Annotated in this window: 18 protein-coding genes and 1 pseudogene; 9 read left to right on the top strand and 10 right to left on the bottom strand. The window is 58.7% G+C overall.

Annotated elements, in window-relative coordinates; genetic code table 11:
- Positions 1–64: 64 nt before the first annotated feature.
- Complete coding sequence (locus tag J3P97_RS13400) at positions 65–2,071, bottom strand: M10 family metallopeptidase C-terminal domain-containing protein (protein ID WP_434674445.1); 2,007 nt, start codon at positions 2,069–2,071, stop codon at positions 65–67.
- Between the two features lie 305 nt (positions 2,072–2,376).
- Here J3P97_RS13400 and J3P97_RS13395 point away from each other — a divergent pair, with 305 nt between their 5' ends.
- Positions 2,377–3,549 (top strand): zinc-dependent alcohol dehydrogenase, encoded by a 1,173-nt coding sequence (locus J3P97_RS13395; RefSeq protein ID WP_434674444.1) that lies wholly within the window; start codon positions 2,377–2,379, stop codon positions 3,547–3,549.
- 21 nt (positions 3,550–3,570) lie between these two features.
- On the opposite strand, the gene J3P97_RS13390 is transcribed toward J3P97_RS13395, so the two are convergent.
- From J3P97_RS13390 to J3P97_RS13375, 4 genes are all read right to left on the bottom strand, one after another.
- Positions 3,571–4,887, bottom strand: a complete 1,317-nt coding sequence (locus tag J3P97_RS13390; protein WP_434674443.1) for a hypothetical protein — start codon at positions 4,885–4,887, stop codon at positions 3,571–3,573.
- A 77-nt stretch (positions 4,888–4,964) separates the two neighbouring features.
- Positions 4,965–6,266 (bottom strand): NAD(P)/FAD-dependent oxidoreductase, encoded by a 1,302-nt coding sequence (locus J3P97_RS13385; RefSeq protein ID WP_434674442.1) that lies wholly within the window; start codon positions 6,264–6,266, stop codon positions 4,965–4,967.
- 43 nt (positions 6,267–6,309) lie between these two features.
- Positions 6,310–7,749 (bottom strand): APC family permease, encoded by a 1,440-nt coding sequence (locus J3P97_RS13380; RefSeq protein ID WP_434600781.1) that lies wholly within the window; start codon positions 7,747–7,749, stop codon positions 6,310–6,312.
- Positions 7,750–7,842: 93 nt separating this feature from the next.
- Positions 7,843–8,244: a hypothetical protein gene (locus J3P97_RS13375; RefSeq protein WP_434674441.1), complete on the bottom strand. Its 402-nt coding sequence runs from the start codon at positions 8,242–8,244 to the stop codon at positions 7,843–7,845.
- A 121-nt stretch (positions 8,245–8,365) separates the two neighbouring features.
- Between J3P97_RS13375 and J3P97_RS13370 the strand changes: the two genes are divergently transcribed.
- Together J3P97_RS13370 and J3P97_RS13365 are read left to right on the top strand one after the other, a co-directional pair.
- Positions 8,366–8,941, top strand: coding sequence for a helix-turn-helix domain-containing protein (locus tag J3P97_RS13370; protein ID WP_434674440.1), 576 nt, complete (start codon positions 8,366–8,368; stop codon positions 8,939–8,941).
- A 123-nt stretch (positions 8,942–9,064) separates the two neighbouring features.
- A complete protein-coding gene (locus J3P97_RS13365) occupies positions 9,065–9,877 on the top strand; it encodes a molybdenum cofactor biosynthesis F family protein (protein WP_434674439.1) in 813 nt (270 codons plus the stop codon).
- Positions 9,878–9,943: 66 nt separating this feature from the next.
- Here the strand turns inward: J3P97_RS13365 and J3P97_RS13360 are convergent.
- Positions 9,944–10,194, bottom strand: a pseudogene (locus J3P97_RS13360) (MFS transporter); the annotation flags it as partial.
- A 46-nt stretch (positions 10,195–10,240) separates the two neighbouring features.
- Here J3P97_RS13360 and J3P97_RS13355 point away from each other — a divergent pair.
- The 3 genes from J3P97_RS13355 to J3P97_RS13345 all read left to right on the top strand — a co-directional run bounded on the left by J3P97_RS13355 (position 10,241) and on the right by J3P97_RS13345 (position 13,033).
- The gene (locus J3P97_RS13355) at positions 10,241–10,843 is read left to right on the top strand and encodes a TetR/AcrR family transcriptional regulator (protein ID WP_434674438.1); all 603 of its coding nucleotides are present in this window, start codon (positions 10,241–10,243) and stop codon (positions 10,841–10,843) included.
- A 271-nt stretch (positions 10,844–11,114) separates the two neighbouring features.
- Positions 11,115–11,798, top strand: a complete 684-nt coding sequence (locus J3P97_RS13350) for a type 1 glutamine amidotransferase domain-containing protein (RefSeq protein WP_434568422.1) — start codon at positions 11,115–11,117, stop codon at positions 11,796–11,798.
- Between the two features lie 74 nt (positions 11,799–11,872).
- Complete coding sequence (locus tag J3P97_RS13345) at positions 11,873–13,033, top strand: alkene reductase (RefSeq protein WP_434674437.1); 1,161 nt, start codon at positions 11,873–11,875, stop codon at positions 13,031–13,033.
- 135 nt (positions 13,034–13,168) lie between these two features.
- Here the strand turns inward: J3P97_RS13345 and J3P97_RS13340 are convergent, their stop codons facing one another.
- Complete coding sequence (locus J3P97_RS13340) at positions 13,169–13,759, bottom strand: TetR/AcrR family transcriptional regulator (protein ID WP_434568424.1); 591 nt, start codon at positions 13,757–13,759, stop codon at positions 13,169–13,171.
- Positions 13,760–13,859: 100 nt separating this feature from the next.
- Here J3P97_RS13340 and J3P97_RS13335 point away from each other — a divergent pair, with 100 nt between their 5' ends.
- Entirely contained in the window at positions 13,860–14,618 is a 759-nt protein-coding gene (locus J3P97_RS13335; RefSeq protein ID WP_434674436.1) for an SDR family oxidoreductase, read from the top strand.
- Between the two features lie 37 nt (positions 14,619–14,655).
- On the top strand, positions 14,656–15,390 hold the full coding sequence (locus tag J3P97_RS13330; RefSeq protein WP_434600774.1) for an NADPH-dependent F420 reductase: 735 nt from the start codon (positions 14,656–14,658) through the stop codon (positions 15,388–15,390).
- A 42-nt stretch (positions 15,391–15,432) separates the two neighbouring features.
- On the opposite strand, the gene J3P97_RS13325 is transcribed toward J3P97_RS13330, so the two are convergent.
- A complete protein-coding gene (locus J3P97_RS13325; protein ID WP_434674435.1) occupies positions 15,433–16,347 on the bottom strand; it encodes a LysR substrate-binding domain-containing protein in 915 nt (304 codons plus the stop codon).
- A gap of 149 nt (positions 16,348–16,496) precedes the next feature.
- Here J3P97_RS13325 and J3P97_RS13320 point away from each other — a divergent pair, with 149 nt between their 5' ends.
- Entirely contained in the window at positions 16,497–17,507 is a 1,011-nt protein-coding gene (locus tag J3P97_RS13320) for a zinc-dependent alcohol dehydrogenase family protein (protein WP_434674434.1), read from the top strand.
- Between the two features lie 52 nt (positions 17,508–17,559).
- Here the strand turns inward: J3P97_RS13320 and J3P97_RS13315 are convergent, their stop codons facing one another.
- Positions 17,560–18,180, bottom strand: a complete 621-nt coding sequence (locus J3P97_RS13315) for a hypothetical protein (protein WP_434674433.1) — start codon at positions 18,178–18,180, stop codon at positions 17,560–17,562.
- Positions 18,180–18,878 (bottom strand): hypothetical protein, encoded by a 699-nt coding sequence (locus J3P97_RS13310; protein WP_434674432.1) that lies wholly within the window; start codon positions 18,876–18,878, stop codon positions 18,180–18,182. Before J3P97_RS13310 ends, J3P97_RS13315 begins: the two co-directional genes overlap by 1 nt.
- Positions 18,879–18,925: the final 47 nt, after the last annotated feature.

Below are 18,925 nucleotides of genomic sequence, written 5' to 3'. Positions count from 1 at the left end.
CGCAGGGGCCGGTTTTGTTTTCGGGGAAGTTCAACGGAGGTGGTTCAGACTGTCGAGGGGAGGATCACCCAAACTGCTCAGGCGCAGCGACCCCAAGAAGCTGTAGCTCGGTAAAAGGCTCATCACCCGAAGCGAAGATAAAATCATCGTCTCCAAGCTGCGCCACCACATCGCCTTGCAACGTGATTTCGAACCGACGGCCCTGTTCGTCGGCGCTGTAGCTTTTCAGGAAGGTTCGCTGGCCATCCTCACTCAGCACGGCCGTCAGCGTCGCGTTGTAGCCGTTCCCTAGCCCGGTGAAGCCTAACGCAGAGACGTCTATCTTGTCGGTATCCGGGTCGAAGTCGACAATCCGGTCCTGGAAATTTTCATTCGCGGTACGGAAGCTGTCCTCCAGGGATCCATAGCGGAACACATCGGCCCCCTCACCCCCTGTCAGCACGTCTCGCCCCGATCCTCCATCAAGGACATCGTGCCCAAAGCCGCCCGAGACGACATCGTCGCCGCCGCCGGCGATGAGCACGTCGCCCGCCGCCGAGCCCTTCAGCTGATCGGCCGACTCTGTTCCCTGGATCAGGCTGCGGGACAACACCACGTTGGTTTCGTTGAGAACCTGAGAGAGATCGCCGTTGAGTGCCAGTTCGAAACGATGGCCTTGTCCGTCCGCTTCAAAGCTTTTCAGATAGGTGCGGGTTCCGCTGTCATTGACAGAGACCGCCAGGGTACCGTCGAGCCCGTTGCCCAGTCCGCTGAAGCCCAAAGAGGACAGGTCGATAAGGTCCTGGCCGGGGTCGAAATCAACGATGCGATCACTGACGGCCTGAGAGTCGGTGCGATAGCTGTCACCGATGGAGTTGATTCGGAACACATCGGCGCCGGCGCCGCCATGAAGAACATCGCGCTGCCCTCCTCCGTCGAGCAGGTCGTTGCCGTCATGTCCGGTGAGAAATTCCGGGACGTAGGAGCCATAAAGAACATCGGCGCCCGCGCTTCCATCAATTTGCGGCAACACACCGGCCAGCGCGCCGAAGGTGGTGTCCAGGGTTCCGTCAGGATTCAGCCTGATGATGCTGAAGTCATCGTTACCAAAATAATTGCTCTGCCCGGCTACCAGGATCTTGCCGTCCGCAAGCACGGTGATGTCCCGGGCCGTATCCCTGCCACCGGTCAGATCGAGTACAGCGATGCCATTGTTGCCAAAACCTGCGTCGAAGGTTCCGTCCTGGTTCAGCCTGATGATCTTGAAGTCGAATCCGGTTCCCTCCTCCTCGTTGTAACCCGCTACCAGTATCTTGCCGTCGGCCTGCACGGTAATGGATTTCGCCATGCCAGCTACTTCAATGTCGGCCGTGCCGTCCGTGCCAAAACCTGTGTCGAGGGACCCGTCAGGATTCAACCGCGCGACCACAAACGCGCCGTTGTAGCCTGGCACGAGGATTTTCCCATCGGCCTGCAGCGTCAGGCCAAAGCCTTCCAATGTGCTGAGGCCCGGAACAGTGAACTCCACGGCACTGCCGTCGTTGAAACTGGAATCGACCGTACCGTCGGGGTTGAAACGATTGACGGAAAAAATCTGGTCATAAGAGTCATGATTCGCCACGAGGATCTTGCCGTCAGGCTGTACCGTCGCGCTGGCGGAATCACCCCATGCTGCCGGAGCGGTGGCCGTTCCATTGACGCCGAAGCTCTGATCCACCGAACCGTCGGTGTTCAGGCGGATCATGACGATGCTCGGCGCAGAAAAATGTGGATAGACGATCAGGTACTTGCCGTCGGCCTGTACGGCTGCGCTATAACCTTCGCCCGGGTAGATGTCGCGAGGCAGCAAGGTTTTACCATCGTCGCTGAAAGTGCTGTCGAGCGTGCCGTCGGCGTTAAGACGAACCAAAGAAGTCCTGTAGCCTTCGTACTCCCACTGGCCGGTTTCCACCCAGGTCATCCCGGCAAGCCAGATCTTGCCGTCCGGCCCCACGGCTATCTTGGCGGTGTCGTTATAACCGTCCAGGTCCACGAAGGTTTTGCCGGTACCGGCACGTAGCGCCGCGCCAACGCTGATGTTTGAGCTGGTCATGCTGAGCCTCACAGTGTCGATGGGATTCCCCGAAAATTTTGCCTTCTACAACGTAGCCGTTTACTTCAAATCCGCCAGCCTGGATGCGATACCTGGACAGCCGTCTCTGCGTATCTGACGCCTTTGCTCGGGCGTGGTTCTCGCGTCCCGCGTTCACGTAGCGTGCCTCGCCGTTTATCGCGTTGTTATTGATCCGTGCAAACAAGATTTGAACTTGTGGGGTTTTCTTTCAACCGAAAACATCAACAGGTGCGCAACGAGATGACTTGGTGGAGCGTACCGACCCCACCCAGGAGGTAGATCAAATGAAAGCGTTACGCTGGCATGGAAAAAAGGATATTCGCTGTGATGACCATCTCCCCGACCCGACGATAGAACACCCGCGAGACGCGATTATCAAAGTCACTTCGTGCGCCATTTGCGGCTCGGACCTGCACTTGTATGACGGTTTCATGCCCGGTATGAAGCATGGCGACATCATGGGCCACGAGTTCGTGGGCGAAGTGGTGGAAGTCGGTTCGGCCAACAAGAAGTTGAAGATCGGCGATCGCGTGGTGGTCCCCTTCACCATTTGCTGCGGTGAGTGCGATCAATGCCGGCGGGGTAATTTTTCAGTGTGCGAGCGCAGCAACCGCAACAAGGACCTGGCCGACAAGGCCTTCGGTCACACCACGGCGGGCCTGTTTGGCTATACCCACCTGACCGGCGGCTACCCCGGTGGCCAGGCCGAATACGTGCGTGTGCCTTACGCGGACTTCACCCCGGTGGTCATCCCGGATGGCCTTACCGACGAGCAAGTGCTGTTTCTTGGCGACATCTTTCCCACCGGTTGGCAGGCCGCCGTGCAATGCGATATCCAGCCAACCGACACCGTGGCTATCTGGGGCGCCGGCCCGGTAGGCCAGTTCACGGTGCGCAGCGCGGTGATCCTCGGAGCCAGGCAGGTGGTATGCATCGACAACGTGCCCGAGCGCCTGGCCATGGCCAAGGCCGGTGGCGCCATCACCATCAATTTTGATGAAGAAAGCGTGCTGGACCGCCTGGCCGAGCTGACGGGAGGCAAGGGGCCGGAGAAATGCATCGACGCGGTAGGGATGGAGTCCCACGCAACCCGTTCATTCGACTCCATCTATGATCGGGTCAAGCAAGCGGTAATGCTCGAGTCGGACCGCCCCCACGTGCTGCGGGAAATGATGTACGTCTGCCGCCCCGCTGGCACGTTGTCGATCCCCGGCGTCTATGGCGGCTTGATCGACAAGATTCCGTTCGGCGCCGCCATGAACAAGGGCCTGACCTTCAAGATGGGCCAGACCCATGTGAACCGCTGGACCGATGATCTGCTCCAGCGCATCCAGGAGGGGCAGATCGACCCAAGCTTCGTCATCACTCACACCGTGAGCCTTCAGGACGGCCCGCAGATGTACAAGACTTTCCGGGACAAGAAAGACGGCTGCGTGAAGGTGGTGCTGAAGCCTTGACCTTCGGGAACCGCCTCCAACCTAGAACGACCACGCCAACAAAACCTGCCCGTAGAGATTAGTGGCGCTGTTGCCGACTTGCGTCCCGCCATTTGCGGCACTTTGCTTCGGCTTGTAGAGGCCCACCAAGGGCATGAGGGTCCAATGCGGGTCAATCGACCATTCGGCGTAGAGGTCCGCCTCGTCGGCATCCAGTTGGTTACGGCTCGCGTCGAGGGTGCGGAAAGTGTAAAGCAAGATGCCTAGCTTGAGATCCTCGGCGGGAGCGAGTTTCAATCCTACATGCTGCACAGTGGCGTTGCTGTTGAACGGGCCCGCATAGTTGGCAGCGACTTCACCTTGGAACCAGGTACCGAGCGCGCGGCCATTGCCATAGAAAAGCGGGTCGTAGCCTTCGGAGAAACGACTGTATCGGTAGTTGATCGAAGGCGTGCCGGGAACATCGTCAAACGTCCAACCGGCTTCAAGATACCAGGCGTTTTCCCTGGCGTTATCTTTCTGCTCCCAAGCGTACTCACCGGCCAGGAACAGCCCGGAAACCCCTGCATTACCCTGTCCGCGAACGCTGTAGAGCTGCATACCCTTGCGATCGGGAAACAACAGGTCCGCCATGGCCTGGTCGGTATCGGTGACTTTCAGATAAGTCAGGCCCAGGGTGCCCTGCTCGCTGACATGCTCCAGCGTACCCAGTGCCAATTCCGGCCTGGCCTGGGCCGGGTTGTCGGACTTGAGCCACATAAGATCACCCCGCCAGCCTTGCTGGCCACCCAGGCGCAGTACGGCCGTGCGATCAAAAGCCTTGCGACCGGTCAGGTAGTATCCCCCGCCCCGATTGGCTTTGCCGTCGACAAACTCCTTGCCGAGATTCAAGGCATCGCCACTGACCAGAAAGCCGTCGCCGATCACGATGTTTTGCCGCCCGAACGATATGTCCACGCCGTTCTCGCCCATGACATCGAACCGTGTGCCGGAGCGCCAACCCACGAAAGCGTCCTCGATTTTCGTGGTGCGCTCATCACCTGAAGACCAGCCGGCCGGGTCGCCATCGCCAAAGGTGGCGGAGCTTACCCAATTCAATGAACCGTACAGTTGCGACCCGGCGTCGAGACTATGGCGCAGGTCGAAACCGTATTGCAGGACCGCCTCTTGCCACCGGCTGGCCCCCTCTCTACGTGTTCCCGATTGCGAGTAGTTTTCCCGGCTGTGGAAGGCGCCAGCCAACGCGAGCAAGCGCGCATCGACTTCCGTGGCTTCATCCTTGTAAAGCGGCTGCGCTGCTGCTGGAACACAGACGCAGGCGAACGAAAGCGCGATTATTGTTTTTTTACAGGCGAGCATGGGCCGTACTCCGATATGCGAAAGGAGAAGCAGTGGCGCCGTCAGTCAGCGCCAGTCAGGTCATGGGTAAGGCGATATCAGCGGCGACCGTTGCGGTAGCCCGCCAGCTGGTGGCTGGCCTTTCCAAGGGTGCAGATAAGGTTGCGCCAATGATCCTTGCCGGCAATACGCGTACGCGGGATCGCACTCATCACATCCCAATGCCGTGAACCGCCGGTCATGCCATCGGCAATGACACGGCTGACCACATGACTCGGCGTCACGCCGAAGCCCGAGTAACCCTGGACGAAATAGGCGTTGTCGCGCCCGGGCAAGGTACCGATCTGTGGGAACAGATTAGCGCTGCACTCCATCGGCCCGCCCCAGGCCAGGTCGATTTTCACGTGATCGAGGTAGGGGAAAACCTGGAGCATCAGATTTCGGTTCCACGCCTTCAGATCGTTGGGAATGTACTCGAGCAGGCGCGTCGCCGAACCGAAGAGCAGACGGTTTTCATTGGTCACCCGGTAGTACTCGATCACCGGACGAATATCGCTGAAGGCACCTCGTATCGGACTGATCTGTTCGATCAGCGCAGGGGGAAGCGGCTCCGTCACCAATTGGAAGGCGTAAGTGCTCACCATCGTCTTGTGCAATTCAGGCTCAAGCCGGTCCAGAAACGCGCCGCAGGACCAGAGGATCTTCTTCGCCCGAACCGAACCTTTCGCCGTACGCAAGGTAATGGTGTCGCCATAGGTCACCTCCAGCACGGGGGTATTTTCATAAATGCGTCCACCCAGGCCCACCAAGGCCTTGGCCGACCCCAGGAGCATGTTCAACGAATGGATATGACCGTTGCCCATGTGCTTCAAGGCGCAGCTGTATACGTCCGAGCCGACGATGCTTTGGACCTCGGCGCCCTCCAGGTAGGCAATTTCGTGATCCGGATTGAGCTGTTTGTATTCTTTTTCCCATGCTTGTAGCAGCCGACCCTGGCGCTTGTTGAAACCGAGATAGCCGTAGCCGTGGCAGAAATCCGCATCAATTTGATAACGCTGGATGCGGTTCTGGATAATCGAGGCGCCCAAGTCGCTGATCTCGAAAATCGCTTTGAGCCCCTCCTCGCCGACGCTTTTGCGAATCTTCTCCAGATCGTGTCCGATCCCGGCCATCACATGACCGCCATTGCGCCCCGAGCCGCCGAAACCCAGGTAACGGGCTTCCAGCACGACCACGTCGGTGAATCCGCGCTCGGCGAGTTCCAACGCAGTGTTGATACCGGAAAATCCACCTCCGATAACGACGACTTCGGCCTCGACATCGTGCTCCAGGTCATTGAACTTCAAGTCATATTTGCGAGTGGCGGTGTAATAGGTCGTTGGTGTTTCAACGGACAGCATGCCTGCACCTCTTGGTCAGTTTTCTTGTTGTTGTAAATGCAGCTCAGTGTGGGGAGACCGATGGCAAGGCCGGGGCACGGTCTTGCACGAGTCGTCGATAGGCATACAGCAGCAGCGAAAACATCAGGATGCCCAAGGCGATCAGCACCTCCTTCGCACCGCCATAACCGGCCAGCTCGGCAGATGCGGCCCCGACCACGACCACCACGCCAGTGAACACGCTCAGCAGCCAGGCCACCGGCAGCCAGCCGCGTCCCAGACGCACCGGGCGCGGGTGCAACGGGGCGTCCTTGCGCAGCAGGATAAAGCCCGAAAGCGCGAAGAAGATGGCGGTCAGATAACCAATATTGGCCGTCACCAGAATTGCCAGGGGCGATGACAGGAAAAAGATCATCGCCAGGTTCACCGCCACCGCCACGCTCATGCAACGTCCGGGTACCTGGTGTTTGTTGAGCACACCCAATTGTTTGATGGTCAGTCCTTCCAGCGCCGTGCCGTACAACGCCCGCGAGCCATCGGCCAATGCCGCGTTCAACCCCATGAACAGCCCCACCAACAACGCAATCACGAAAAAGCTGCTCCAGCCCGTGCCCAGCACCGCGTTGAAGGCCGCAATGTAGAAACCGCTGGGGTTCTCCAGGGCCGCTTGCGGATCCACCAAGCCGCCCAGGCCGAAAGCTACTGCGGCAAACACCAGCACGGTGTAGCCACCTGAACTCATCAACGCCAGGCGCATGTCCCGCTCGCTGCGATATTCGGGCCCGAAGGCTGCGCACATTTCGGTGCCATAGGCGCTCCAGCTGACCAGGAACATCCAGACCAACGCGGTGCGCAACGACTCCCAACCGAACGCCTCTCGCGCCTGCCAGGCCGATGCGAAGCGCTCCATGCTCCAGCCATGAGCCAGCAAAGGCGCCACTGCCAACACCAGGATCGGCACCAGCAGCAGCGCCCCCATATATTTTGAGACCGATGCGGCCAGATGGATGCCGCGACGATTGAATTGCCAGAAAAGCACGATCAAACCCGCTCCGATCATCTGGGCCAGGCCAATGCTGGCCAGACCTGTATCGAAGCTCCAGGTTTGCGAGGGAAACCACTGCGCCTGAATCAACGCTCCGGCGCTCACGCCAATGATCGACAACACCGCCGACCAGCCAAGCCAGTAACCAAAGGCGGCCAAGGGACCGACCCAGGCACAGCGTTTGCGCCAACCTTCGGCCGCGATCATTGCGATGCCGCCAGGTTTATCCGGAAACATTGCGCTGACTTCCAGGAAAATCCAGTTCTGACAGGCCCCGATGGCTGCCGAGCCCACCCAGAGCATTAGCGCGGCTACCGGACCGAGTGCACCGAGGGCGAAGCCGAAAGAAGCGAAGATCGAGCCTGACACCGCCATTGACAGTGCGAATGCATCGCTCCAGCGCAAGGTTTTCTGCAGGTGCGAAGCCGAGGCACAGGTATTGTTATTGGTTGTATCCACGGGAACAGACTCCAGCCGGGTAAGAAGCACAATCCCATTAGACGCCTCCCTGGCTGGCCAGGAACATGGTTGAGAATGTCGTGCACATGTCTGTCACTGCCATCGATAGGGAGATACTTGTCTTTTCAACATGCGTGCTACTAAATACTGCCGGTGTCGGAAGCGTGTCGACGGCCGATCCAATATAAAAACAAAACCGGCGTGCAGCCGGCAGCCGAGGTAACGATGTACAACACTTGGCAAACAGAACCGCTCTATACGGGCGCCCAGGGCTTCGAGGCCTGGCAACACGACCTCGGTCAGAAATGCGGAACCTTTCACGCCGAGCCGCCTTCCGGGCCCGGCCTCGCGAGCTTTACCGGCGCGATGAAAAATCTGACGGGCACAGATTCCGCGTTGGATGGCTCGCGCATCATCAGCAATTGCCAGCACTTGCACCGCGCCCGCAGCGATATTCGGGCCGATGACAAAGATTTTTTCTACCTGGTGCTGCAAGTCGGTGGTAGCGCATTGATGTGCCAGGCTGACAATCGCGCCCGCCTGGACAAGGGCGACCTAGTGTTGCTGGACATCACGCAGCCTTGCGATTTTTTACTTCGATGCCCTGAGCGACCAGATGTCGCTGATCATTCCCCGCCAAGCGCTGCACCAACGCTTGGGGCAGAGGCAATTGATATTCAACCGTCCCTTGGTTGCCAGCAGCGCTTTGGGGGGCATGGCCGGCCTGATGACCCAACGGCTATTCGATTCTTCGAACCTGCTACCGCAAGAGAGTGCGGCATTGTTCGACGCATTGCTGATGCTGTTGCGCCCTGGGGTGAGCAGTGCAATCGAGGGCGGAGACTCCAGCGGCCAGGCGCAGAAACTGATCAAGGCAAAAATCCTGATCGAACGGCATCTTTGCGATAGCGAGTTGTGTGCCGAGCGTCTGGCAGAAGCCATCGGTACATCGGTCAGAAACCTGCATCGGCTCTTCGCCCAGCAAGGCACCACCATCGGTCGGCACATATTGGAACAGCGACTGCAACGCTGTGCCGAGACCATCAGCCAGGCAGCCGCCCATGAAAAAATCACCGCCATCGCCTACGCCTGGGGCTTCAATGATGTGAGCCATTTTTCCAAGGCGTTCAAGCTGCGATTCGGCATTTCTCCCCGCGACTATCGCCATCAGTTTTCAACCGAATGCAATTGACCCTCCGGCTTGTTGGAAATGTGTCACTCCAGCACAAGCGATGGCACTCGGCGCCAAGACATTGATTGCGCCCACTCCTAGGATGAAACCTCAATCGGAACCGGCCGTAAACGAGGAGACATCGTGAGCTATCAGATCGAACAAGAACTGAAGAACCAACCATTCGTGCCTGAAGAGCAATGGCCGACGCTTGAGGAAATGGCCGACGGTTTTAATGAGTACAAATACGCTCCGTCCCTATTTCTGGCAGGAAAAAAAGCCAACCTTCGCTTTGCCAACGGTTGGCTGATCGAGCACCATTTTGTTGATGAGAATACGTTGACCTGGACCATCCTGGAGGGCGAAGGCATCGGTGAATCCGAAACAGAAACCTACGAAGCGGTGGAGGTTCGCCCCGGTATCTTTTTCATCGACTTCCTCAAGCCCGAACACCAGGAGTCGGCGACCCTGGTCTGGAAATACGAAACCGGTGATGTACTGGCGGCTGTCTCCCTTTTTTATGACAGAGGAGGCGAAAAACGTACGCGTACAGATTTCGTGACTGCCGTGGTCGATGGCGAGCCTGGGGGCGCGCCCATCGTTCAAGGGGCCGGCCTGGTCGGTAAGCGCGTGCTGTACCGCTACAGCGCGGACGATTGGTATGAGCACGTCTACTTCGGCGCGCAAACCATGGCCTGGCACTGCGTGAACGGGGCTGAGAAAGGTCTGGCCGACGTCGAGCGGTGCGCTTATTTCGATGTCGCCGATGACCTCTACGTGTTGTTCTGGACCGAAACGGTCATGCCTGTGGAATCGGTTATCGTCGTGGACCTTGCGCAGATGCGCTCCGTGGGTCGGTTCTTCTGTTGGGACCCGAAGCCAAGGAAACTGATTCACCTCACCTTTGGATCAAAAGCGACTGTGCTGAACGAAACGTCTTATCCCGTCGCCTTTTGAACGTAGGGATGTAAAAAAACCACTCATCGAGTGGTTTTTTATTCGACTCTATCGAGTTCATTCCAATCAATGCGCGGCTGCGCCATGACCGGCATATCTTTCGCCCTGCGGAAAGCCATGCACCCGCGCTCGGAGCGCGAGCGCCAGGCTGGCGTGCAGCAACACCAACAGCACCCAGGGAAAAGTGCTGACGCCCCATTGGCCAAGCAACACCCCGCCCAATAACCCGCCGCCGGCGATTGCGCTGTTCCACACCACCACGTCATCGACAGCGCAACGTCGGCGCCCTCGCCTGCTGCGTCGGCCAAGGCCGCTCGCTGAGGATAGTAGACTGATCGTCTAGTAGAGAATAAGATCGCCCCCATGAGCAGCCCAAAGACCCGCGAAACCTCCGACGTCCGCCAGGAAATCCTTGATGTAGGCCAACGAATCATGGCCGCCAAAGGCTATTCCGCCGTGGGCCTGAATGAAATCCTGGCCACTGCGGGTGTGCCAAAAGGATCCTTCTACCACTACTTCGGCTCAAAAGACGCCTTCGGCGAGGCATTGCTTGAAAGCTATTTCGCGAGCTATCTGGCGGAACTGGACGAGGTTCTCGCCCTGCCTGGCCTGACGATGGCTCAGCGTCTGATGAAGTACTGGGACATCTGGCAACAGACTCAATCGTTCCAGGATTGCCAGGGCAAATGCCTGGCGGTGAAGCTGGGCGTGGAAGTCGTCGACCTTTCAGAGGCGATGCGCGCAGTGCTCAAGCGCGGCACAGCGGGTATCACCGATCGCCTGGCCGTGGCGATCGAGAGCGGAATCGCCGAAGGCTCCCTGGAGTCCGTTGCCGAGCCTCATGCGGTCGCGCAAAGTCTCTATCAGCTGTGGGTCGGTGCCAGTGTCATGGTCAAGATCACCAAGAGTGTCCAGCCTTTCGAGACGGCAATGACGACGACTCGCCAGATTCTCAGCCTTACCTGATCGGTACCGCCGCCTCCTTCATCAAAATCTGCCTATCCTGCCCCCCTCCAAAAAAAGCCGTGATGCGAAAAAAACAAAAATATTACTAGACGACTGGTCTAATTTGAAATTAAGGTAGCCACACGTTCTACGCATCGCAAAGCAGCAGCTCGTGAAAGCCAACCACTCAGAGGTTTGGGCGATGCCTTTTGCAGCTTGATTTTTTTGCCCAGGTGCTAGACGACTGGTCTATTCAAGCTAATGCAGCACACTCTCAAACAGGAAAACCGAAATGAAAGTTCTCATGGTACTGACTTCGCACGACACCCTCGGCAACACCGGCCGCAAGACCGGCTTCTGGCTCGAAGAGCTGGCGGCGCCCTACTACGCCTTCCTCGACGCCAAGGCCGAGATCGTTCTGGCGTCGCCTGAGGGTGGGCAGCCACCGCTTGATCCGAAGAGTAACGAGCCGTCCTTTCAGACTGACCTGACCCGGCGTTTCGAAGCCGACCCTGAAGCGACCGCCTTGCTTGCCAACACCGTGCGCCTGGACAGCGTCTCGCCAGACGATTTCGATGCAGTTTTCTACCCAGGCGGCCACGGCCCACTGTGGGACCTGGCCGAAGACCCGGTCTCGATCCGCTTGATCGAGTCTTTCCAGGCCGCCGGCAAGCCTGTCGCCTTGGTGTGCCACGCGCCTGGCGTGCTGCGCCACGTAAAAAAGCCTGACGGTACTCCGCTGGTCCAGGGCAAAAAAGTTGCCGGCTTCACCAATACCGAAGAAGCGGCGGTAGGCCTGACCGATGTCGTGCCGTTCCTGGTCGAGGACATGCTCAAGGCCAACGGCGGCCTGTATTCGAAAGGCGCCGACTGGTCCTCCTACGTGGTGCGTGACGGTCTGCTGATCACCGGTCAGAACCCGGGTTCGTCAAGCGAAGCCGCGCAGGTCCTCATCGATCTGCTGAACGAGGCTTGAGGCTGTTGCCGCGGGAGACGTCGCAGGTCTCCCGCCCTTATCGCGCCGACAGCTCGGCACCAAGGGATATTTTCATGAAACACAGCTCGCTGTTCGAACACACCTCGCTAGGCCCATTGACGCTGAAAAATCGCATCGTCATGCCGCCCCTGACCCGTCAACGCAGCGGCCAGCCCGGTGACGTGCCCACAGCCCTCATGGCCCGCTATTACCAACAGCGCGCGAGTGCCGGCCTGATCATCAGCGAAGGCACCCAAATCGAACCCCGTGGCAAGGGTTATGCCTGGACGCCGGGCATCTACAGCCAGGCGCAGATCGATGGCTGGCGCACCGTCACCGAGGCGGTTCACGCTGAGGGCGGGGTGATTTTTGCCCAGCTCTGGCATGTCGGTCGCGTGTCACACAGCGCACTGCAACCGGACAACGCCGCCCCTGTCGCTCCGTCGGCGATCCAGGCGAAAAAGGTCAAAGCCTTTATCGAAACCGGTCCCGGCATCGGCACACTGGTCGAACCCTCCACTCCGCGCGAGCTGAGCGTCGCCGAGATCAAGGCGCTGGTCGAACTCTACGCCCAGGCCGCACGCAACGCCCTGGCGGCCGGTTTCGATGGCATCGAGATCCACGCCGCCAACGGTTATCTGGTCAATCAATTCATTTCCGCCCATGCCAACCAGCGCACCGATGACTACGGCGGCTCGCTGCACAATCGCCTGCGTTTCCTGCGCGAAGTGGTCCGGGCCGTCAGCGCCGTGGTCGGGCCCGACCGCGTGGGCGTGCGCTTCACGCCGCTGTTCACCAGCACCGAAGAAGACCGCGTGTACATCGGCTTCGTCGAGGACGACCCGCACCAGACCTACATCGAAGCCATCAAGGTGCTTGAGCAGGCAGGCATCGCCTACCTGTCGATCGCCGAAGCCGACTGGCCGAATGCGCCGGACCTGCCCGAGGCGTTTCGGCGCGAGGTGCGAAGCACTTTCACCGGCCGCATCATCTATGCCGGGCTGTACACCGCTGACCGCGGGGCGCGCCTGATCGAGTCGGGCCTGGCCGATCTGGTCGCATTCGGCCGGCCGTTCATCGCCAACCCCGACCTGCCCCAGCGTATCGCCAATGGTTGGCCGCTCAACGCTCTTGATGCCACCGGACTGTACGGCGGTAATGAACAAGGATTCACCGATTACCCGCGGTATTCCCCATCCACAGTTGAACGTGAGGAAGCGGTCCCGGCGTTCTGACTCTACTGATTCAAGAACCGTGGCGAGGGAGCTTGCTCCCGCTGGGCTGCGTAGCGGCCCCTTTCGTGAGCGCCGCGCATTGGAACGCCAGCCCCTCCCTCCCCACGGGTTTGCCGATGCCTTGAGATTTGAAAACTAGTCCTTGTCCCTCTTCAGGCTTTCAGGGCTGCCCGCGCACAGGCCATCCATGACCAGGTCCATCAACCTGGAGAAACGTGGGTGCCATTCGCTCTGGCAATCCATTTGCCAGATTCCGGCAGTGGCCAGGAAAAAGTCGTCGCTCGTCACCCCGCTACGAATCGTTCCAGCCTTTTCATTCGCTCTCAAAAGCAATTCTGCCGCCGCCAGCATCGGCGCGTATCCCGACTTCCCGGGAAACTCATAGGCAGAAGCGGCCTGGCGTATCGCACTCGCAAGTCCAGCCTTGGTCATCGCATATTCGGCGAGGCGGTCCATCCATTCCCGGAGGGCTTCCTTCGGTGGTTTCGTGGCGAGCAGTTGTTCCGCCAACGAAGCCACCTGCAGCATTTCGAATTGATAGACCTCGAATACCAATTTTTCGCGGGTGGCGAAGTGGCGATAGAACGTGCCCTGTCCTACCCCGGCCTTCTTCGCGATCGTGCTCAGCGGGACCGCGGGATCGAGGGTCAGCTCTGTTACGGCGACCTCCAGTATCCGTTCACGGTTTTTCTTGGCGTCAGCACGCATCACCAGTTCGTCAGGCATGAGCAAAAATTTTCCTTGAATGCATTGCTAAGCGGACATCTGTCCGGTACGTTGCGTAAGTGGACAGCTGTCCGCTTGAATTTCATCACCGGAGTTTACTATGAACCGCACTGGCAACACGATCCTGGTCACTGGTGGCACTTCAGGCATAGGCCTTGGCCTTACGCTCAGGCTTCACGAGGCGGGAAACAAGGTGATTATCGCGGGACGTCGCAAGGCGCTGCTCGACAAGGTCGTGTCGGAACATCCGGGTATCGAATCGATATTGCTGGATGTCTGCGATCCACAATCCATCCTGCATGCCAGCGAGACCCTTGCGATCAGCCATCCGAACCTGAACGTCCTGATCAACAACGCAGGCATCATGCAATGGGAGGACCTGACTGCGCCGGACAATCTGAGCACCGCCGAAGATATCGTGACCACCAACCTGCTCGGCACGATTCGCATGGTGTACGCGTTTGCGCCGCATCTGGTCAAACAGCCCAGCGCAACGATTGTGAATGTCAGCTCCGCCCTGGCATTCGTCCCGTTGCCGGCGACGCCGACCTACAGCGCAACCAAAGCGGCCGTGCACTCCTTCACTCAAAGTCTTCGAGTACAGCTGGAGGCGTCCTCGGTCGAAGTCATCGAGCTTGCGCCGCCGGGTGTGCGTACCACTTTGCTTGGGCAGGAAAACGACGAACACGCCATGCCTCTGGAACAGTTCCTGGATGAAATCTTCGAACTCCTCGCCATCACTCCAACGCCACAGGAACTTGTCGTCGAACGTGCCAAGCCATTACGGTTTGCTGAAGCGAACGGCACGCATGACGAGATTCTGAAAATGCTGGCGGGATACAAAGCGCCAGCTGAATGATGAAAAATTTGAAAGCTCTTTACGCGAGGCCATCGAAATGAAGATCGGAATTATCGGCGCGGGCAACATTGGAGCCACCCTTGCCCGCAAGCTCGCTGCGTGCGGCCATGAAATCAAGCTGGCGAACTCGAAGGGCCCTGAAAGCCTACAGAAACTCGCCAGCGAAATCGGTGTAAAGGCAGTGACCAGGGAAGAGGCTGTGTCTGGGGTGGACGCGGTTATCCTCTCGATCCCATTCGCAAAATACCCCGAACTCAGGCAGGCATTCAGTAACGTCCATGAAAAGACCGTCGTCATCGACACCTCCAATTACTATCCAGGCCGTGACGGGGCGATCAAGGACGTCGACGACGGCAAGCCCGAGAGCATCTGGGTCAGCGAACAGCTTGGCCGCCCGGTCATCAAGACCTGGAACGCCCTGCTCGCCGCCACGCTCGCCGACAAAGGCCAGCCAGCCGGGTCCTCAACACGCATAGCGTTACCTGTGGCAGGGAGCGATCCCGCCGCTTTGGCGGTTGCGCAGGATCTTGTCGAAGACACCGGCTTTAGCGCCTTTGTCGCTGGCAGCCTTGAAGACTCTTGGCGTCAGCAGCCAGGCACACCGGCTTACTGCACCGAGTTGACATTGCCGGCGTTGAAATTGGCGCTGGACGCGGCTGACAAAACTCGGGCGGCGCAAAACCGCGACGCGTTGATCGCCCGGTTCATGGCGCCCGGCAGTCAGTTTTCACATGAGCAAATCGTTGCCTTGAATCGCGCCATGACAGCCTGACTGTCTCGCCTGTCCTGACGGGCTCAAGATGTTCCTGAACCTCTATCGTTCCAGCCACTCGGGATGAAGCTGAACAAAGTGCGCTTGCAGCCATTCGAGAAGAACCTGCACTTGCGGCGCCAGGTGCGTCCGGCTTGGGTATAGCAACGACACTGGGCGAGGAGCTGGTCGACAGGGCCTTAGAATCTCCACCAAAGCGCCGCTTTCCAAATACCCGGCCACAGCGATGCCTGGCGCCTGGATTATTCCGAAGCCCGACACACCGCACTGCACGTACGCATTCGATTCAGTGACGGTGATGGCGGGGTTGCTTACAAACGCTCGATCCTGGCCTTCCACCATGAAATGCCAGGGCAATGGCCTGCTGCTCTGACCGGACAAGAAGTTCACGCCTCGATGGGCGACCAAGTCGCCGAGTGTCTCGGGTTCGCCGTGCCTGGCGAGATATTCGGGCGCCGCGCACGTCACCATCGTCGCCAATGCAACCGGGCGAGCGACTAATGTCGAGTCCGGTAGATCGCCTATGCGCAACGCACAGTCTATGCCCTCTCCTATCAAGTCAACGGCTCGGTCGGTCACGCCCAGTATCACGTTGATGCCTGGGAAGGTGCTGGTGAACGCTTTCAGGCTTCTGATGAAATCCATTTGCGCGAAAGCGGTCGGGATATCGACGCGAAGTCGGCCCGTAAGCGTTGCCCCGGTGCGGTCGAACATCGAAGTTGCGGCAGAAATGTCCGCAAGAATCTCCTGTACCCGCCCATAGAATCGTTCGCCCTCGGCGGTGAGCGCCACCTTTCTGGTCGTGCGCTGGAAAAGGCGCACACCCAATGATGTTTCCAGCTCCTGAATGGAACGGGTGACCTGCGGCCGCCCTATATCCAGCGACTCGGCAGTTTTTGTGAAGCTGCCGAGTTCGGCAAGCCTGGCGAATAGGCGCATCGATTGCAGCAATTCCATGATGTCAGGCCCGGGGAACGCTATTGTTGCCGCAGAATATAACAATCATGTCTTTGTTCACGCATTTATTGCGCCTCTCCAAAAGCGAACCATGTGCACAAGGCGAACCCTTTGCGGTTTGCCGTCACTGACTCGTTTGGAGATTCACAATGAAAGCCTGGCTATTAACAGACTTCGGACTCGACAATCTGCAACTGGAAGAGACGGCTACCCCACGCCCGGGGCCCGGCGAATTGCTGGTCAAGGTTGGCGCTGTCTCGCTCAATTTTCGCGACAAGGCCATCGTTGACGGCATTTATGAGCCGCATAAGGTGCCCAAGCCCCTCATTCCCGTAAGTGATGCGGCCGGAACAGTGGTCGCAATTGGCGATGGTGTGACGCGCTTCAAGATCGGTGATCGGGTCAACTCGCACCTGTACTCCCGTTGGCTGGATGGCGAGCCCGGACCCAATGAGCCGGATTACTGTTTTGGATCACCATTGCCCGGTGGCTTGGCCGAGTACATGATCATCCATCAGGAAAGCGCCGTGGGTGCGCCTGACAACATGAGCGATGAAGAGGCCGCTACGCTGCCGATTGCCGCGCTCACGGCATGGTATTCACTGGTGGACTTCGGGCAGATTGAGCCTGGACAAACCGTATTGGTCCAAGGCACTGGCGGTGTGTCCATATTTGCCGTGCAGATCGCAACTGCGCTTGGCGCCAAGGTGATCGCAACGTCGAGCAGCGACGAAAATCTGCAAGCTGTGAAGGGATTGGGGGCCATAGCAGGCGTCAACTACAGGAGTACGCCAGACTGGGCAGACGAAGTGCTAAAGCTGACCGAGGGTAAAGGCGTGGATCTGCTGCTGGATGTAGCCGGAGGCAGCGGCATCAATCAATCGATCGCAGCGACCAAGGCATCCGGGCGGATTGCGCAGATCGGCTTTTTGACCGGCCAGACTGCAGAACTCGAACTGATGCCTCTTATCTTTCGCCAGACAACCATTCGCGGTATTGCGGTGGCGCCGCGCTCATCGTTCGAGCGGATGAATGCATTTCTCAACCAACACAGGATTCGCCCAGTGATCGATCAGGTGTATCCGTTCGAGAAAGCCCGGGAAGCTTACGAGCACCTGTCAAAAGGAGCATTTGGAAAGGTTGTAATCAAGATCGCCTGAACCGCTGAGGCGCCACCATGGCGCCTTTTTTTGCGGTAATGCGGGCATCGCATCAAGACAAAGAAGCTTCCGCACGTTGCTGCGCGGCTCCTTTGGGCCTGAACATCTGCTGCCACTCAAGCTGCGCCTGGACAACAGCGACCGCCTCCAGCACCTTCTGCGCCCAGCCCTCGTCCTCCGGATGCACCACGACGACGCGAAAGCCATGGTCATCGCCTTCGAGCTGCACGCCTTCGGAGTCATCGACATGCAAGTCGATATCGAACGCCGGCGGGTACTTGGAGGGTGAGTTCTCCAGCCCATGCACCGTCAGGGCACGGTTGTGCAGGACGCTGTTGACCACACCGTCGACGCGGATGCCGTACAGCAGCAGCCAACGGCGGATATAGGACGGCGTGCGGCCGGACGAGGTGTAGACCCAGATGCTGCAATCCTGGCGACGCAATTCCCGGATCAGCGAGCGGGTGCCCCGGCGCAGCGGCTCACCCAGCCAACGGTGAATGCAGGTCGGCAGCCGGCTTTGCTCGACTTCGCAGTGGTGGAGTTGGCAGGCGAGCGTGTCATCGATATCAAACGAAATCCGTATGCGCTGGCGCTTGAACAGCTGCGTCGGCAATGCGCCGCGGATGGCCTGCCCTACCCGGCCGCTGAATGTTCTGCATTTGACGTCCATCAGTGGCCACCTTGGGAAAGCGGCAAAGACTCGCCTTTGAGAAAAAACTTCATTGGATCGGGTGCCTGTTCTTCTAAAAACGCTGCGTATTTTTTCTTGATCTTGGGCAATTCGTACAACGCCTTGACGCCATGCTTGGCAGAGTTTCGTATCACCGAGGATGGGTTGAAATAGCCTTCGGCATTTTCCAGTGTCAGCACAAACGGCGGCAAGCCCGCGCGCATCAGCAGATAGCTGACAATAAGCGACCCACTGCGGTTGTTACCTTCGATGAACAACTGTGGCTTGCTGAGAATCCGTACATAGACGCCCGCCGCGCGCTTCCACACCGACTCGCTGCGATAGGCACAATACCAGTTGTACAAATCCTTGATGCCTCCTTCAACATTGTTGAAGAAATGCGCCTCGGTCGCTGCCAGGTGATGGGCGTATTCCAACCGGCGCCCCGGATCCCGGCCACACAGCACCGTGGCGTTGATCTCCAGCATCAGGTTCAGTTGCTGCAGATCGAACAGGTCGACGCCGCGGGCAACATATTCGTCAACCAACGCATAACCTTCAAGCACATTCTGCAGCACTTCATCGGTTAACGGGTCACGCGGCTCGGTGAAGTGCCGGCTGAGCTGGGCGAAGCGGTCCTGCACTTCCCGTAGTGCGCGTTCAATCGCTGGCAAATCAAGGCGATGCGTAGCAGGCATTGGTGCTCCTTGGAAAACGCTTGGTAAATGTCTACCGGATGCCCGCC

This window comes from Pseudomonas sp. R1-15 (genome assembly GCF_051132085.1).
Lineage (GTDB): Bacteria > Pseudomonadota > Gammaproteobacteria > Pseudomonadales > Pseudomonadaceae > Aquipseudomonas.
The sequence above is the reverse complement of the archived record's forward strand: the minus strand, read 5'-3'. Positions and strand labels throughout refer to the sequence as shown.

Excerpts from the sequence above, each read along its gene's own strand:
- J3P97_RS13400 (WP_434674445.1), bottom strand. The coding sequence starts at position 2,071 with ATGACCAGCTCAAACATCAGCGTTGGCGCGGCGCTACGTGCCGGTACC.
- J3P97_RS13395 (WP_434674444.1), top strand. The coding sequence starts at position 2,377 with ATGAAAGCGTTACGCTGGCATGGAAAAAAGGATATTCGCTGTGATGAC.
- J3P97_RS13390 (WP_434674443.1), bottom strand. The coding sequence starts at position 4,887 with ATGCTCGCCTGTAAAAAAACAATAATCGCGCTTTCGTTCGCCTGCGTC.
- J3P97_RS13385 (WP_434674442.1), bottom strand. The coding sequence starts at position 6,266 with ATGCTGTCCGTTGAAACACCAACGACCTATTACACCGCCACTCGCAAA.
- J3P97_RS13370 (WP_434674440.1), top strand. The coding sequence starts at position 8,366 with ATGTCGCTGATCATTCCCCGCCAAGCGCTGCACCAACGCTTGGGGCAG.
- J3P97_RS13355 (WP_434674438.1), top strand. The coding sequence starts at position 10,241 with ATGAGCAGCCCAAAGACCCGCGAAACCTCCGACGTCCGCCAGGAAATC.
- J3P97_RS13350 (WP_434568422.1), top strand. The coding sequence starts at position 11,115 with ATGAAAGTTCTCATGGTACTGACTTCGCACGACACCCTCGGCAACACC.
- J3P97_RS13345 (WP_434674437.1), top strand. The coding sequence starts at position 11,873 with ATGAAACACAGCTCGCTGTTCGAACACACCTCGCTAGGCCCATTGACG.
- J3P97_RS13340 (WP_434568424.1), bottom strand. The coding sequence starts at position 13,759 with ATGCCTGACGAACTGGTGATGCGTGCTGACGCCAAGAAAAACCGTGAA.
- J3P97_RS13335 (WP_434674436.1), top strand. The coding sequence starts at position 13,860 with ATGAACCGCACTGGCAACACGATCCTGGTCACTGGTGGCACTTCAGGC.
- J3P97_RS13330 (WP_434600774.1), top strand. The coding sequence starts at position 14,656 with ATGAAGATCGGAATTATCGGCGCGGGCAACATTGGAGCCACCCTTGCC.
- J3P97_RS13325 (WP_434674435.1), bottom strand. The coding sequence starts at position 16,347 with ATGGAATTGCTGCAATCGATGCGCCTATTCGCCAGGCTTGCCGAACTC.
- J3P97_RS13320 (WP_434674434.1), top strand. The coding sequence starts at position 16,497 with ATGAAAGCCTGGCTATTAACAGACTTCGGACTCGACAATCTGCAACTG.
- J3P97_RS13315 (WP_434674433.1), bottom strand. The coding sequence starts at position 18,180 with ATGGACGTCAAATGCAGAACATTCAGCGGCCGGGTAGGGCAGGCCATC.
- J3P97_RS13310 (WP_434674432.1), bottom strand. The coding sequence starts at position 18,878 with ATGCCTGCTACGCATCGCCTTGATTTGCCAGCGATTGAACGCGCACTA.